We start from the raw sequence: 14,310 nt of genomic DNA on the forward strand, positions 1-14,310 counted from the left end.
GACTTCAGCCAATGGCGTCATCGCGCCTGGGAGCGAGCGATTTGCCGAGCGTATCCACCTTGACCACCGCCGATGCGGCGTTGCTGGTCCAGCTGTCCGACAGTCACCTGTTCGCCGAGTCTGACGGCCTGCTGTTGGGCATGAACACCCGTGACAGCCTGCAAGCGGTGATTGACCTGGTACTCAGGCAGCAGCCGGACGTCGACCTGATGCTTGCCACGGGCGACCTGTCCCAGGACGGGACACTGCAATCCTACGAGGCATTCCGGCGCCTGAGCGGGCGAATCGATGCCCCGGCGCGCTGGATCCCGGGTAACCATGACGAACCGCAGGTCATGCTCCAGGCGGCGGTGCAGAGCACTTTGCTCGATCCGGTGGTGGATATCGGCAACTGGCGAATCACGATGCTGGACTCCGCGGTGCCGGGCTCGGTGCCTGGCTTCCTGGCAGAAGAACAATTGATCCTGCTGGCCAATGCCTTGAGCGAAGCGCCGGAGCGCCATCACCTGGTGTGCCTGCATCATCATCCGGTGTCGATTGGCTGCCCGTGGATGGAGCCTATCGGGTTGCGCAATCCCGAGGCGCTGTTTGCGGTGCTGGATCGGTTTCCTCAGGTGCGGGCAGTGCTTTGGGGGCATGTGCACCAGGAGATCGACCGGGAGCGCAATGGGGTGCGGTTGTTGGCTTCGCCTTCGACTTGCATTCAGTTCGAGCCGGGGAGTGAGGATTTTGCCGTCGGTGAGCAGGCGCCCGGGTATCGGTGGTTGCGGCTTTGGCCGGATGGGCGGTTGGAGACGGGGGTTGAGCGGGTGGTTGGGTTTGAGTTTGTGGTTGATTATGGGGCTCAGGGGTATTGAACTGTTGACTGGGTACATATCCATTGTTGCGGTAACGGCCACTTACGGTTCCGCCCTTACGGCGGGTTACTTTTGGCAAACGCCCCAAAAGTAACCAAAAGGTCTTTGCCCCACCACTGGGCACCTCGCCAAGGCGAGGTGTTCCCGAGCGCAGGCATTGCTCCGTGGGCCCGCCGCGAAGGGCCATCCATGGCCCAGCGCGGCTATCCCGGCATCCATGCCGGGATGCCCACTACGCAACGCCTGCGCTCGGCCCTTGTGGTTAATGGGGCGTCTAAGATCAAAAGCCAAAGCCAAAGCCAAAGCCAAAGCCAAAGCCAAAGCCAAAGCCAAAGCCAAAGCCAAAGCGAGTCGGCCTGACGGCCGACCAGTTTCTCTGGCCATACCCAATCCAACTGTGGGAGCGAGCTTGCTCGCGATGGCGGCTTTACAGTCGACCCTAAATCTGTGGGAAAGGTCGGACATTCAGGCAGATTTTTCCGACGATCTCTGGCGGTTGCCGGGTGGGAAGGGGACTCGCTAACCTTTTTCGGTCGCTGCAATTCAGCGACCGGGCCTGGAAACCCGATAAGTGAGGATGCAACAGCGCGCCACATGAGATACTGCATCGCTTTTTTGCGTGTGCAGTTCTGCTTCATGGCGGCTGTGCGCGGGAGACTTTCGAGTCTGCCGGGTTTGCTCCGCACTCCGGTTTTCCAGCCCGCGCATAGCTGCCACCCTCTCGCCTGGAAACGGGAAATGGCGGCTCCACTACATAAGGGAGCCTCATCATGTTCAAAGTAACCCCCAATCCCCCCGAAACCGATCCCACCTCGGCTCACGCCGGCCTCGATGCCAAAAAACTCGACGAAGCCGCCGAACGCGCTCTCAACTTCTACCTCGCCCCAGAACCCCAGGCTAAAAAGAAACCATTACCCGGTCAGCTATTCACCGTCGTCGAAGATCTGGACAGCGAAACCCTCCTGGCCAACCTCAGCGAAACCCTGGCCTCGGCCAATGCGATGCTCAGCGACCTGGCCTTCAACCTGGAAGGCTCCAACCGGCATATAGCCTTCGGCGTCCAGCAGATGGTCGAACTCTCTGAGCTGCTGGCAAACCGAGCGCTGGACGTCGTTGATCCCCGATAGGCCAGGCAACCTCTTGCTCTTGCTCTTGCTCTTGCTCTTGCTCTTGCTCTTGCTCTTGCTCTTGCTCTTGCTCTTGCTCTTGCTCTTGCTCTGGCTTTGGCTTTTGATCTTGAGCGCCCCGTTAAACCACAAGGGCCGAACGCAGGCGTTGCGTAGTGGGTATCCCGGCATGGATGCCGGGATAGCCGCGCTGGGCCATGGATGGCCCTTCGCGGCGGGCCCACGGAGCAATGCCTGCGTTCGGGAACACCTCGCCTTGGCGAGGTGCCCAGTGGTGGGGCGAGGCGCTTTTGGTTACTTTTGGCGCCTTTTCAAAAGTGACCCGCCGTAAGGGCGGAACCCTAAGCGGCCGTTACCGCAGCAATGGATATGTACTCGGTCAAAAAATACACAGCAAGTCAGGCCGCCATCGCGAGCAAGCTAGCCCTCCCAACAGAATCGCAGCACCGCCAGCAGAGATGGGGCGGCGATAAGGCCAAATCCCCCCAAACCACTCCAATCTCCCTGTAAACTCCGGCCTTTGCCCCCACACACAGGAAATTGGCATGTCGGCCTCGATCCTCTACATCCACGGCTTCAACAGCGCGCCAGCCTCGACCAAGGCCCGCCAGCTCATCGATGTGATGCCCCGCCTGGGCCTGGCCGACCGACTGCAAGTGCCGGCACTGCATCACCACCCCCGCGAAGCCATGGCCCAGCTGGAACAGGCGATCGCACAACTGGGCCGTCCGCTGCTGGTCGGCAGCTCGCTCGGCGGCTACTATGCGACTCACTTGGCCGAACGCCACGGCCTCAAGGCGCTGTTGATCAACCCTGCCGTCAGCCCCCATCGGATGTTCGATGGCTACCTGGGCACGCAGAGGAATCTGTACACCGACGAAACCTGGGAGTTGACCCACGACCACGTCACGGCCCTGGCCGAGCTGGAAGTGCCGGCGCCCCGGGATCCGCAGCGGTTTCAGATATGGTTGCAAACCGGTGACGAAACGCTGGATTATCGCCACGCCCAGCAGTACTACCGCGCCTGTGCCCTGCGCATCCAGGCCGGTGGCGATCACAGTTTCCAGGGATTTGCCCAACGATTGCCGGCGTTGTTGAGTTTTGCCGGAATTGGCGCCGATCTGTACCAGGCGATCGACTTCACGTCGCTGTGAGCCATCGCCCCTTTTTATTTGAACACTGACGACGAGACCCCATGGCCACTCCCAGCGCTAGCTCCTATAACGCAGACGCCATCGAAGTCCTCTCGGGCCTCGACCCGGTGCGCAAGCGCCCCGGCATGTACACCGACACCAGTCGGCCGAACCACCTCGCCCAGGAAGTCATCGACAACAGTGTCGACGAAGCCCTGGCGGGGCATGCGAAGTCGGTGCAGGTCATCCTGCATGCCGACCATTCGCTGGAAGTCAGCGACGACGGTCGTGGCATGCCGGTGGATATCCACCCGGAAGAAGGCGTGTCGGGCGTCGAGCTGATCCTCACCAAGCTCCACGCAGGCGGCAAGTTCTCCAACAAGAACTACCAGTTCTCCGGCGGTTTGCACGGGGTGGGTATTTCCGTGGTCAACGCCTTGTCGACCCAGGTCCGGGTACGGGTCAAGCGTGACGGCAACGAATACCAGATGACCTTTGCCGATGGCTACAAGGCCACCGAGCTGGAAGTGGTCGGCACCGTCGGCAAGCGCAACACCGGGACCAGCGTGTATTTCGCGCCGGATCCCAAGTATTTCGATTCGCCCAAGTTCTCCGTCACCCGCCTCAAGCATGTGCTCAAGGCCAAGGCCGTGTTGTGTCCGGGGCTGCTGGTCAGCTTCGAGGACAAGGCCACGGGTGAAAAGGTCGAGTGGCATTACGAGGATGGCCTGCGTTCCTATCTGGTGGACGCGGTCAGTGGTTTCGAGCGCCTGCCCGATGAGCCGTTCTGCGGCAGCCTGGCCGGCAACAAGGAAGCCGTGGACTGGGCATTGCTGTGGTTGCCCGAGGGCGGCGAAAGCGTCCAGGAAAGCTACGTCAACCTGATCCCCACCGCCCAGGGCGGTACCCACGTCAATGGCTTGCGCCAGGGCCTGCTGGATGCCATGCGCGAGTTCTGCGAGTTCCGCAACCTGCTGCCCCGTGGCGTGAAGCTGGCGCCGGAAGACGTCTGGGAGCGCATTGCCTTCGTCCTGTCGATGAAGATGCAGGAGCCGCAGTTCTCCGGCCAGACCAAGGAACGCCTGTCCTCCCGCGAGGCGGCCGCGTTCGTGTCCGGTGTGGTGAAGGACGCCTTCAGCCTGTGGCTCAATGCCAACCCGGAAACCGGCCTGTTGCTGGCCGAGCTGGCGATCAACAACGCCGGTCGTCGTCTCAAGGCCAGCAAGAAGGTCGAACGCAAGCGCATCACCCAGGGGCCGGCATTGCCGGGCAAGCTGGCCGATTGCGCCGGACAGGATCCCATGCGTTCCGAGCTGTTCCTGGTGGAAGGTGATTCCGCCGGCGGCTCGGCCAAGCAGGCCCGGGACAAGGAATTCCAGGCCATCCTGCCGTTGCGGGGCAAGATCCTCAACACCTGGGAAGTGGACGGCAGCGAAGTGCTGGCCAGCCAGGAAGTGCACAATATCGCGGTGGCCATCGGCGTCGATCCGGGCGCCGAGGACATGAGCCAACTGCGCTACGGCAAGATCTGCATCCTCGCCGACGCCGACTCCGACGGGCTGCACATCGCTACGCTGCTGTGCGCGCTGTTTGTCCAGCATTTCCGCCCGCTGGTGGATGCCGGTCACGTCTATGTGGCGATGCCGCCGCTGTACCGTATCGACCTGGGCAAGGATATCTACTACGCCCTGGACGAAGCCGAACGCGATGGCATTCTCGATCGCCTGGTGGCCGAGAAGAAGCGCGGCAAGCCGCAGGTCACGCGATTCAAGGGGCTGGGTGAGATGAACCCGCCGCAACTGCGCGAAACCACCATGGACCCGAATACGCGCCGCCTGGTGCAGTTGACCCTGGATGACTTCGAGGCGACGACGGAGATCATGGACATGCTGCTGGCGAAAAAACGTGCCGGCGACCGCAAGACCTGGCTGGAGTCCAAGGGCGACCTGGCCGAGGTGCTGGCCTGATGCGCAACGGGTTCGCCCTGGCGCTGTTGCTATGGGTGGGAAGCGTCGTCGCCGGGCCGGCAACGGAACTGAAAATGCTGTCGGAGCACGTCGTCGATGGCATGCGGGGCGGCAATCTGTCCGGGCTGGCCCTGTGTGGCCGCGAAATGTGGGCGGTGTCCGATCGCGATGATGATCGCCTCTATCGCCTGGACACCTCCGATGCGGCGGTCTGGCAAGCCCTTGTCTCGACCATCGAGGTACCGCCGGTGCCTGACAGCGACTTGCCCTGGGGTTTGCGTTCGCGGACCTGGGCCGCTTCGTTCCTGCGTGGTGGCGAGCTGGATTTCGAAGGCATTACCTGCGACAGCGCAGGCAACCGCTATGTGGTCAGCGAGTCCCATGCCGCCGTGTTGCAGGTGTCGCCGTCGGGCGATGCATCCTGGTTGAAGATTGCCCCGACCATGATCCGCCAGGCCCGGGCCAGCGGCATGTTGTTGCATTTCAATGCGCTGTTCGAAGGCATTGCGGTCAACCCGGCCGGTGACCAACTGTGGCTGGCGGCCGAGCGCGAGCGCCGCGGCCTGTTGCTGATCAAGCGCCAGCAAACGGTATGGGATTGCGACGGCCAGTGCGCGCTGCTGAGCGAAGCGGGGCAGGAAATGCAACCGGCCCAGTTTGCCGATGCCAAGGCGGTCTCGCGGGACTTCGCCGATCTGTCACTGTTCGACGGCAAACTGTTTACCCTGGAACGCAACGCCTATCAGATCTGCCGGCGCGATCCGCAGACCGCCAAGGTGGAGCGCTGCTGGTCATTCGCGGCCGAGGGACTTCTGGATAAACGCCGCTACGCCCAACCCTATGGGCTGGCCGAAGCAATGGTGGTGGATGCCGCAGGCGCCTGGATCGGCCTGGACAACAACGATGGGCCACGCGCCGATGGCGAAAGACGGCCGGTCATCTGGCGTTTCGCCGCGCCCGATGGCGGTTGGAGCGCTTCGCCATGAATGGGCAACCACGGGGCCGATGCGCCCTGGACCCGATTGAATCTACCCAGCGCGGCGACACGCCTGTCGTCGTGCCAGACAACGAACTGATGAGGCCCGCATGAGCGACATTCTTGCAGACAGCTTGGACGGCGTGGAGCGCCGATCGCTGGCTGACTTCACCGAAAGTGCCTACCTCAATTACTCCATGTACGTGATCATGGACCGCGCCTTGCCGCACATTGGCGACGGCCTCAAGCCGGTTCAGCGGCGCATCGTCTATGCCATGAGTGAACTGGGGCTGGATGCCGATTCCAAGCACAAGAAATCGGCGCGTACCGTCGGTGACGTGCTCGGCAAGTTCCACCCGCATGGCGACTCGGCATGCTACGAGGCCATGGTGTTGATGGCCCAGCCGTTCAGCTATCGCTACACCCTGGTGGACGGCCAGGGCAACTGGGGTGCGCCGGACGATCCCAAGTCCTTCGCCGCCATGCGTTACACCGAGGCGCGGCTGTCGCGTTACTCTGAAGTGCTGCTTAGCGAACTGGGCCAGGGCACCGCGGACTGGGGGCCGAACTTCGACGGAACCCTGGAGGAGCCGTTGGTGCTGCCGGCACGTTTGCCGAATATCCTGCTCAATGGCACCACCGGCATCGCCGTGGGCATGGCCACCGACGTACCGCCTCACAACCTGCGGGAAGTAGCCACGGCGTGCGTGCGCCTGCTGGACGAGCCGAAAGCCACGGTGGAGCAGCTGTGCGAACACATCCAGGGGCCGGATTACCCGACCGAGGCGGAAATCATCACGCCGCGGGCCGACCTGCTGAAAATCTACGAGACCGGTCGTGGTTCGGTGCGTATGCGCGCCGTGTACCATGTGGAAGATGGCGACATCATCATCACCGCACTGCCGCACCAAGTGTCCGGAGCCAAGGTCCTGGAGCAGATTGCGGCCATGATGCAGGCAAAACCGTCGAAAGCGCCGCAAGTGGCGGACCTGCGCGACGAGTCGGACCACGAGAACCCTTGCCGCATCGTGATCATTCCGGTCAACAGCCGGGTCGATCATGAGGCGCTGATGCAGCACCTGTTCGCCAGCACCGATCTGGAATCCAGTTATCGGGTCAACATCAATATCATCGGCCTGGATGGCAAGCCGCAGTTGAAGAACCTGCGGGCGCTACTGGTGGAGTGGCTCGAATTCCGCGTCAAGACGGTACGCCGGCGCCTGCAGTTCCGCCTGGACAAGGTCGAGCGTCGCCTCCACCTGTTGGATGGCTTGCTGATCGCCTACCTCAACCTGGATGAGGTGATCCACATCATCCGCACCGAGGAGCATCCCAAGGCCAAGCTGATCGAACGCTTCGCCCTGAGCGAAATCCAGGCCGACTACATCCTCGATACCCGCCTGCGGCAATTGGCGCGGCTGGAAGAGATGAAGCTGCGGGCCGAGCAGGACGAGTTGCTCAAGGAGCAGGCCAAGCTGCTCGCCTTGCTGGGCAGCGAAGCCAAGCTCAAGAAGCTGGTGCGCACCGAATTGCTCAAGGACGCCGAAACCTACGGCGACGACCGACGCTCCCCGATCGTGGAGCGGGCCGAAGCCAAAGCGTTGAGCGAACACGACCTGTTGCCCAATGAGAAAGTGACCGTCGTACTGTCGGAAAAGGGCTGGGTACGCTCCGCCAAGGGTCATGATATTGACGCCGCCGGACTTTCCTACAAGGCCGGCGACGGTTTCAAGGCCCTGGCGCCCGGGCGTTCCAACCAGTATGCGGTGTTCATCGACTCCACGGGACGCAGCTATTCGGTGCCGGCCCATACCCTGCCATCGGCTCGCGGCCAGGGCGAACCGCTGACCGGTCGTCTGACGCCGCCACCGGGTGCAACTTTTGAATGCGTGCTGATGCCTGATGATAACGGGCTGTACGTTATCGCGTCGGATGCCGGCTACGGGTTCGTCGTCAAGGGTGAGGACCTGCAAGCCAAGAACAAGGCGGGCAAGGCGCTGTTGAGCCTGCCGAACAACGCCAAGGTCATTGCGCCGCGTCCGGTCTTCGATCGCGATAACAACTGGCTGGCCTCGGTGACGACCGAGGGCCGTTTGCTGGTCTTCAAGATCAGCGACCTGCCACAGCTGGGGAAAGGCAAAGGCAACAAAATAATCGGCATTTCCGGCGAACGGGTTGCAAGCCGTGAGGAATTTGTCACGGATATTGCAGTATTACCGGAGGGTGCCACGCTTGTGCTGCAGGCTGGAAAGCGTACGCTTTCGTTGAAAGCGGACGATCTTGAGCATTACAAGGGTGAACGCGGTCGCCGGGGCAACAAGCTTCCGAGGGGTTTCCAGCGAGTGGATGCACTGCTCGTCGAAAACCTGAATTAAGCGTGCCAGAGGCCTCGGTCTGCGATTAAAAGCCGCAGATCGATGCTTTCGCGCTGGAGTCGGAACGGATATTCACGGATGATAGGCCCTTTCAAGCGCCGGCGTGGCCGAGCGTTCTTCATAATGACCGAGTATTTTTTCACTGTGGTAAGCCTTGTGGCCGCCACCTGGACGGAACGATGACTGCTCTGCGCCTTCCTATTCTGTGGCTCGCCGGCCTGCTTGGCCTGGCGGGCTGCAGCATTCACCAGCCGGTGTCGCTGTATCAACTCGACAGTGGAAACCCGGCCCAGCCTGCACAAAGCACGGGCATGGCTGTGTTGCTCGGCCCTGTATTGATCGCTGACTACCTGCAACGCGAAACCCTGCTGCAACGCCAACCCGACGGTAGCTTGCAGGCCGCCACCGACGGTCGTTGGGCCGGTAGCCTTTCTTCGGACATCGACCAGTTGCTGCTGCGCCAGGTGGCCGGTCACCTGGACAGCCAGCGCGTGGTCCTTGCGCCAGCGACCCAGGGTTTCACCCCCGATGTCCAGGTGCTGCTTTCCATTACCCGCCTGGACTCTGGCGAATCGCAGCCGGCGGTGCTCGACGCCCAATGGCGGTTGATCGACCGTCGCGGCAAGGTCCGCGAAAACCGTATCGTTCATCTGCAGGAGCAACATGCGGGCAGCACTGCGGCCCAGGTCCAGGCCCAAGGTATCCTGGTGCAGCGCCTGGCCGAGCAGCTATCGACGGCGCTCAAGCCGTTGGCCAACCAACCTCCCATCGTCGAAGCGCCGGTGCGCAAGTCCGCTCCGGCCCAGGCCAAGCCTGCTGAACCGGAGAAGTCGCCAAAGATCCCGATGGCCTTGCCGATTCGGACGGATATGGAAGTGTTCCGGTTCTGATAGCTGGACTGCAAACAAGACAAAGCCCGCACTGATGCGGGCTTTGTCGTTTCTGTCGATTGGATTGTCGGCGCCTGTCCTGGCTCCTTCGCGAGCAAGCCACATTCAACCTTGAGTAAACACGGATTCGGCCGCCCATGAAGATCTTGTGGGGGAGCGAGCCTGCTCGCAACCGATCGGCGATGGCAACAAAAAAGCCTGCAGATAATCACTCATCTGCAGGCTTGCGTTCGCTTCAACGACTGGATATCAGGCCTGGCGCTCGTGCATTCGCGCCAGTTGCCGCTCCAGCAAGGACGGATAAGGCTCCATCAGTCGCTCCACGCAGCAGGCACCTTCAGGGCTGGCGATAGGGCGGATGCGGGCACGCTGGCGAATCAGGGCGTCGTCGTTGATCTTGCGCTCCACCAGCAACAGGTTGCGGCTGTGTTGGGACAAGGCCAGGGCGTCCTGGGCAGTTTCGGTCAGCAGCAGGTCAATCTGACTCAGGCCGAACAGTCCGTTGCCCAGGGTCAGGCCCAGTTGCAATTGCAGGGTAATGCCGCTGTCGGCCACTTCGATCTGCAACTGATGGCCCAGGGCCCGCAGCAGTTCGCCGCAGCAGATGGCATTGGTCAGGTAATCGTCACCGCTGTCTTCGGTGTGGAACAGCATCAGCGTGCTGCCATCGTTCAGGGTATGCAATTCACCCTGGTACAGCGAGGCGGCCTGGTCGAGGCAATCGCGATAGCGTTCCAGCAGTTCCTTCAGGCGGGCCTGGGGCAGGCGTCGCAATTGATCCTGGGCGCCGAGCTGCACGGCAAGCACGGCACTGTGCTGCGGCTGGTTCGAGACGGCAGCCCTGGCGACCGGCTGCGTTTGCCCGGTCACCGTTTCGTCCCGCAGGTCGGCGAAGGCATCGTCGTCCTCGTCGTCTTCAACCGTGCGCACTACGTGACGGGGCGCGGGCCGGGCGGCAGGCATGGGCGGGGTTTCGTCGAAACCGGGATCACGCAGGTTGCGGACTTCGAAACCGGGCTCGGCATCATCATCCGCGTAGTCGATTTCCTCGGGTTCTGGCTCAGGTTCAGGCTCCGGCGCGAAGCTGGCGTGCAGCTGCCGGGCCAGGTCGCCGATCTCGTCCTGGCGCTGGATGGCCGGGGTATGTTCGTCGATATCCCGCAACCAGACGCGCAATTGCAGCAGCGGCGTGGAGAGGTGCCGCCCCAGGCGCAGGCTCAAGGCCAAGGCCAGGGCCAGCAATATCGCGCTCAGGATACCCATGCTTTGCAGGCTGATGGTCATCGGCTGCTGGAACTGGTCCATGTCCAGGCTGATGCGCAGTTGCCCGGCGGTCACGTCCTGGAAGGTGATCTTGCTCTGGTACATGCCCCCGGATTCGCCCAGCAGGCCAGGCTTGGGCCGCTGTCCGGCCTCGGCGAGGATGCGGTTGTCCACGCTGTAGATGGCGGCGTGGGCCACCAGCTTGTTCTTGGTCAGGTTGTTGAGCAGCACATTGAGGCTGAGGATGTCGTTGGACACCAGCAGCTCGGTGGCGGACGTGGCGGTCTGGGTGGTCAGGCTCTCGCCCAGGGCGTCGGCCTGTTCGTGCATCGCCTGCTTGAACTGCAAGCCCATCACACAGGCATAGATGACCAGCGCCAGGGCGACCAGGATCACGTTATGGCTGGCAATGCGCAATGCAATCGGCACGCGACGATGGCGCAGTGCACGGAAGATCAGCAGAAAGAAATTGTCGGTTTTGACTGGCGTGGGCCGGTTCACTGAGCTCGGCTCTTTGTCCGTGAAATTGACGCGCAGTATAGCGACAGCCCCATGACCGGCAAAGCACTGGCGGTGCCCGATGGTCACCGAAAGTGGGTAGAATGCGGTTTTTTTCCACCTGCGGGGGTGCGCCTTGCGCGAAATCGTCCTGATAAACATCACTGGCAGCGACCGTCCGGGTCTGACTGCGGCCATTACCGGCGTCCTGGCCCAGGGTGGTGTGAACATTCTCGACATCGGTCAGGCGGTGATTCACGACACGCTGTCCTTTGGCATCCTGGTTGAAATCCCGGATAGCGAACAAGGCAAGTCGGTACTCAAGGATATCCTCTTCACCGCCTATGAACTTGACCAGCAGGTGCGCTTCACGCCGGTATCGGAAGCCGATTACCAGCATTGGGTGGCAGGCCAGGGCAAGAAGCGTCACATCGTTACCCTGCTGACCCGCAAGGTCACCGCCGAGCAATTGCAGCGCGTCAGCTCGATTACCGCAAAATACGGGTTGAATATCGACCATATCGACCGGCTGTCCGGGCGCATGCCGCTCGATACCCCGGCCGACAAGGGCAAGGGGTGCATCGAGTTTTCCGTACGGGGCGAACCGGCCGATCCCCAGGCACTGCGCGCCGAGTTCCTCAGCGTGGCCCAGGAGCTGAACGTCGACATCGCGTTCCAGGAGGACTCGCTGTTCCGTCGTAACCGGCGCCTGGCCGTGTTCGACATGGATTCGACGCTGATCGAAGCCGAAGTCATCGACGAACTGGCCAAAGCCGCTGGCGTGGGCGACAAGGTATCGGCCATCACCGAGCGGGCCATGGCCGGTGAACTGGATTTTCGCGCCAGCTTCAAGGAACGCCTGGCGCTCCTGCAAGGCCTGGATGTCAGCGTACTGGATTCCATAGGCGCTTCCCTGCGCCTGACCGAGGGCGCCGAGACCCTGTTCGCCGAACTCAAGCGCCTGGGCTACAAGACTGCGATCCTGTCTGGCGGCTTTACCTACTTCGCCAGGCAGTTGCAGGCCAAGCTCGGCATCGACTATGTGTTTGCCAACGAACTGGCCGTGGTGGACGGCAAGGTGACCGGGGTGGCCGTCGAGCCGATCGTCGACGCCCAGCGCAAGGCCGACCTGCTGCGTGAGCTGGCTGAGAAGGAAGGCCTGCGCCTGGAGCAGACCATCGCCGTGGGCGACGGCGCCAACGACCTGCCGATGCTGGCCATCGCCGGGCTGGGCGTGGCGTTCCGGGCCAAGCCGCTGGTCAAGCAGTCGGCCAGGCAGGCGATCTCGACCCTGGGGCTGGACGGCGTCTTGTACCTGCTGGGCTTCAGGGATCGCGACGGGCAGCTCTGATTCGAGTCTGGTGCATTCTTTGGAAGCGTTCACCTGTGGCGAGGGGATAGATTCCCTTGCCACAAAGGGTTGTGTGTGGGCTGTTCAAAGCGACTTCCACAATGAATCGAAGTCTGCTTCGGGGGCGTCGCCCTTCTCGGTGGGGCCTGCGTCCTCCTGGTGATAGGCGAACTGGTTGAAACTGTGGGTGCTGGTGACCCGACGGTCCAGGCCGGCACGGCGTTCCTGACCGTTGGTGTTGATCAATACGCGCTGGCCTTCCTGGAAGGGCAGGCGCGGGGCGATCATGGTGGGCGGCAAGTCGATGGCGCTGATCTCCGGCAGTAGCAGGCCACGCAGGTAGTGACCTTGCTGGTCCTGTTCACGCACCAGTTGCAGGCCGCAAGGCTGAGCATAAGGGGCGACCAGTTCGATGCCCATTTGCATGGCGCCGTTGCGCACCTGGCGAATCCAGCGCACCACGGCAATGCTCCAGACCTGATCGGTGGTGTCGCGGATGCCGACCACTTCCCCGGCCTGGAGTTGTTCCGGTACTTCCTTAGGCCAGCCCAGGCAATAACCGCCAGGGCTGTGATTGATGATCGGCAGGTCGTAGGTTGGAAAATGCTGCTGGTGGTCCGATCCGCTGCCTTCATCGTCGGTCGGGTTGGCCGGATATTCGATTTCCTCGTAGGGCAGCAGGTCACTGTCGCCAGTGGGCGCTGCGTCGAAGGCCTGGTTCCAGGTGTCGTGGGGCTTGCTCTGTGAAACTTCGAAGCGCGCCTTGCGGGCATTCGGCGTCTTCAGGATTTCGCTGAAGGAGCGTTTGCCGCCAAGGTAGTAATGCAGCGCGCTCATGCCCACGCACAAGGTCAGCGTGCCGTTGCCCTCGGTGCGCTGGAAGCTGCGTTCGACGGCCTCGCCCCAGGCCGCCTGCAGGTGCTGCAGGGTGTCGGTGCTCATGCCACCGGGCACCGGCAGGGTGTGGTCGGTCGGCTGCTGCAGATGCACGGCGATGGCGCGCACCAGCGGCTGAGGATCGAAACCCAGCAGGCTGGGCTGTTGCTCGGCTCTGAACTTGGAGCGATAGCGCGGCCCCACATCCAGGCCCGGGGCGACGGCGAACAGGCTCGTGGCGGAAGTGGCCGGGTCCAGCTTGATCCATTGGCTCCAGATTTCCAGCGCTTCGGCCAGCCGGGCTATCTGGCCCTGGCGCAGCTGGTTGCTGCGCGAGGAGCCCAGCAGCAGGGCGACCACATAGCTTTGCTCCGGACTCAGTTGCTGGACCTGGCTGGCCAGCTCGTCATTGATGCTCTGATGTTGCAACCGATGCTGGCAGGCGATGCGGTACAGCTGGTGCAAATCGAGCCATAACCCTTCAGGCACTGGGCTGTACAGCTCGGTGGCGCGCATCAGCGGGCCGTCGAGGGCATGCATCGCCCGTTGCAGCGCGGTGCTCAGCAGGCGGGCGCGGTCCTTGGTGAATTTCGGTGAAATGCGCGCCACGATCTGTTTGTAGCCCATCGCCAGCTGGCTTTGCAGGGCCTGGCACAGGTTGACGATCTTGCGTGAGCGGTCGTCCAGCACAATGGCCTGGTGCAGGAAATGCCGCTCCAGATGCTTGCAGACGTAGTACACCTCGGGCCGCAGCAATTCGAGCAGCTGCAGGCGATTGTCGCTGGTGGTGAGCAGCAGGTTGAGTTCGCCGATGGCCTGGTACAGCAGTCGAGCGGTTTCGCCGATGTTGGCCTTGGGCAGGTTGGCGATCCAGCGCTTGAGGTCGCGTGGCGTGGCATCGCAGAACGACAGGCGTGGCTGCGTCGGGGTCGAGACGCGCAGTAACTGGAGAGGGCTGGTCTCATTCATGCCGTGGACGACTCCGGCTGAAAACGAA

The 14,310-nt window shown here is 62.4% G+C and carries 10 protein-coding genes; 8 read left to right on the forward strand and 2 right to left on the reverse strand.

What is annotated here, in order from left to right:
- Positions 1–41 precede the first annotated feature (41 nt).
- The 7 genes from cpdA to BLP99_RS14455 all read left to right on the forward strand — a co-directional run bounded on the left by cpdA (position 42) and on the right by BLP99_RS14455 (position 9,325).
- Complete coding sequence (gene cpdA / locus BLP99_RS14420; protein WP_072398575.1) at positions 42–857, forward strand: 3',5'-cyclic-AMP phosphodiesterase; 816 nt, start codon at positions 42–44, stop codon at positions 855–857.
- A 770-nt stretch (positions 858–1,627) separates the two neighbouring features.
- Entirely contained in the window at positions 1,628–1,984 is a 357-nt protein-coding gene (locus BLP99_RS14425) for a DUF6124 family protein (RefSeq protein ID WP_072398525.1), read from the forward strand.
- Between the two features lie 545 nt (positions 1,985–2,529).
- Entirely contained in the window at positions 2,530–3,138 is a 609-nt protein-coding gene (locus tag BLP99_RS14435; RefSeq protein WP_076405680.1) for a YqiA/YcfP family alpha/beta fold hydrolase, read from the forward strand.
- 41 nt (positions 3,139–3,179) lie between these two features.
- Positions 3,180–5,084 carry a DNA topoisomerase IV subunit B gene (gene parE, locus BLP99_RS14440; protein WP_072398523.1) on the forward strand — a complete coding sequence of 635 codons (1,905 nt, stop codon included), beginning with the start codon at positions 3,180–3,182 and terminating at the stop codon, positions 5,082–5,084.
- Complete coding sequence (locus BLP99_RS14445; RefSeq protein WP_072458636.1) at positions 5,084–6,070, forward strand: esterase-like activity of phytase family protein; 987 nt, start codon at positions 5,084–5,086, stop codon at positions 6,068–6,070. The genes parE and BLP99_RS14445 overlap by 1 nt, the downstream gene beginning before the upstream one ends.
- 100 nt (positions 6,071–6,170) lie before the next feature.
- A complete protein-coding gene (gene parC, locus BLP99_RS14450; protein ID WP_072398521.1) occupies positions 6,171–8,435 on the forward strand; it encodes a DNA topoisomerase IV subunit A in 2,265 nt (754 codons plus the stop codon).
- Positions 8,436–8,614: 179 nt separating this feature from the next.
- Positions 8,615–9,325, forward strand: a complete 711-nt coding sequence (locus BLP99_RS14455) for a PqiC family protein (protein ID WP_072398520.1) — start codon at positions 8,615–8,617, stop codon at positions 9,323–9,325.
- A 249-nt stretch (positions 9,326–9,574) separates the two neighbouring features.
- Here the strand turns inward: BLP99_RS14455 and BLP99_RS14460 are convergent, their stop codons facing one another.
- Positions 9,575–11,089, reverse strand: coding sequence for an AhpA/YtjB family protein (locus BLP99_RS14460; protein WP_072398519.1), 1,515 nt, complete (start codon positions 11,087–11,089; stop codon positions 9,575–9,577).
- A gap of 133 nt (positions 11,090–11,222) precedes the next feature.
- On the opposite strand from BLP99_RS14460, the gene serB reads away from it, so the two are divergent.
- Positions 11,223–12,437 carry a phosphoserine phosphatase SerB gene (gene serB, locus BLP99_RS14465; RefSeq protein ID WP_072398518.1) on the forward strand — a complete coding sequence of 405 codons (1,215 nt, stop codon included), beginning with the start codon at positions 11,223–11,225 and terminating at the stop codon, positions 12,435–12,437.
- A gap of 84 nt (positions 12,438–12,521) precedes the next feature.
- Here serB and BLP99_RS14470 read toward each other — a convergent pair whose 3' ends face one another.
- Positions 12,522–14,282, reverse strand: coding sequence for a molecular chaperone (locus tag BLP99_RS14470; RefSeq protein WP_072398517.1), 1,761 nt, complete (start codon positions 14,280–14,282; stop codon positions 12,522–12,524).
- Positions 14,283–14,310 lie beyond the last annotated feature (28 nt).

Source organism: Pseudomonas sp. NFACC32-1 (assembly GCF_900101215.1).
In the GTDB taxonomy this organism is placed as follows: Bacteria; Pseudomonadota; Gammaproteobacteria; order Pseudomonadales; family Pseudomonadaceae; genus Aquipseudomonas.

Bases quoted from the DNA above. Each gene is read 5' to 3' on its own strand.
- BLP99_RS14425 (WP_072398525.1), top strand. From the start codon at position 1,628: ATGTTCAAAGTAACCCCCAATCCCCCCGAAACCGATCCCACCTCGGCT.
- BLP99_RS14435 (WP_076405680.1), top strand. From the start codon at position 2,530: ATGTCGGCCTCGATCCTCTACATCCACGGCTTCAACAGCGCGCCAGCC.
- parE (WP_072398523.1), top strand. From the start codon at position 3,180: ATGGCCACTCCCAGCGCTAGCTCCTATAACGCAGACGCCATCGAAGTC.
- BLP99_RS14445 (WP_072458636.1), top strand. From the start codon at position 5,084: ATGCGCAACGGGTTCGCCCTGGCGCTGTTGCTATGGGTGGGAAGCGTC.
- BLP99_RS14455 (WP_072398520.1), top strand. From the start codon at position 8,615: ATGACTGCTCTGCGCCTTCCTATTCTGTGGCTCGCCGGCCTGCTTGGC.
- parC (WP_072398521.1), top strand. From the start codon at position 6,171: ATGAGCGACATTCTTGCAGACAGCTTGGACGGCGTGGAGCGCCGATCG.
- BLP99_RS14470 (WP_072398517.1), bottom strand. From the start codon at position 14,282: ATGAATGAGACCAGCCCTCTCCAGTTACTGCGCGTCTCGACCCCGACG.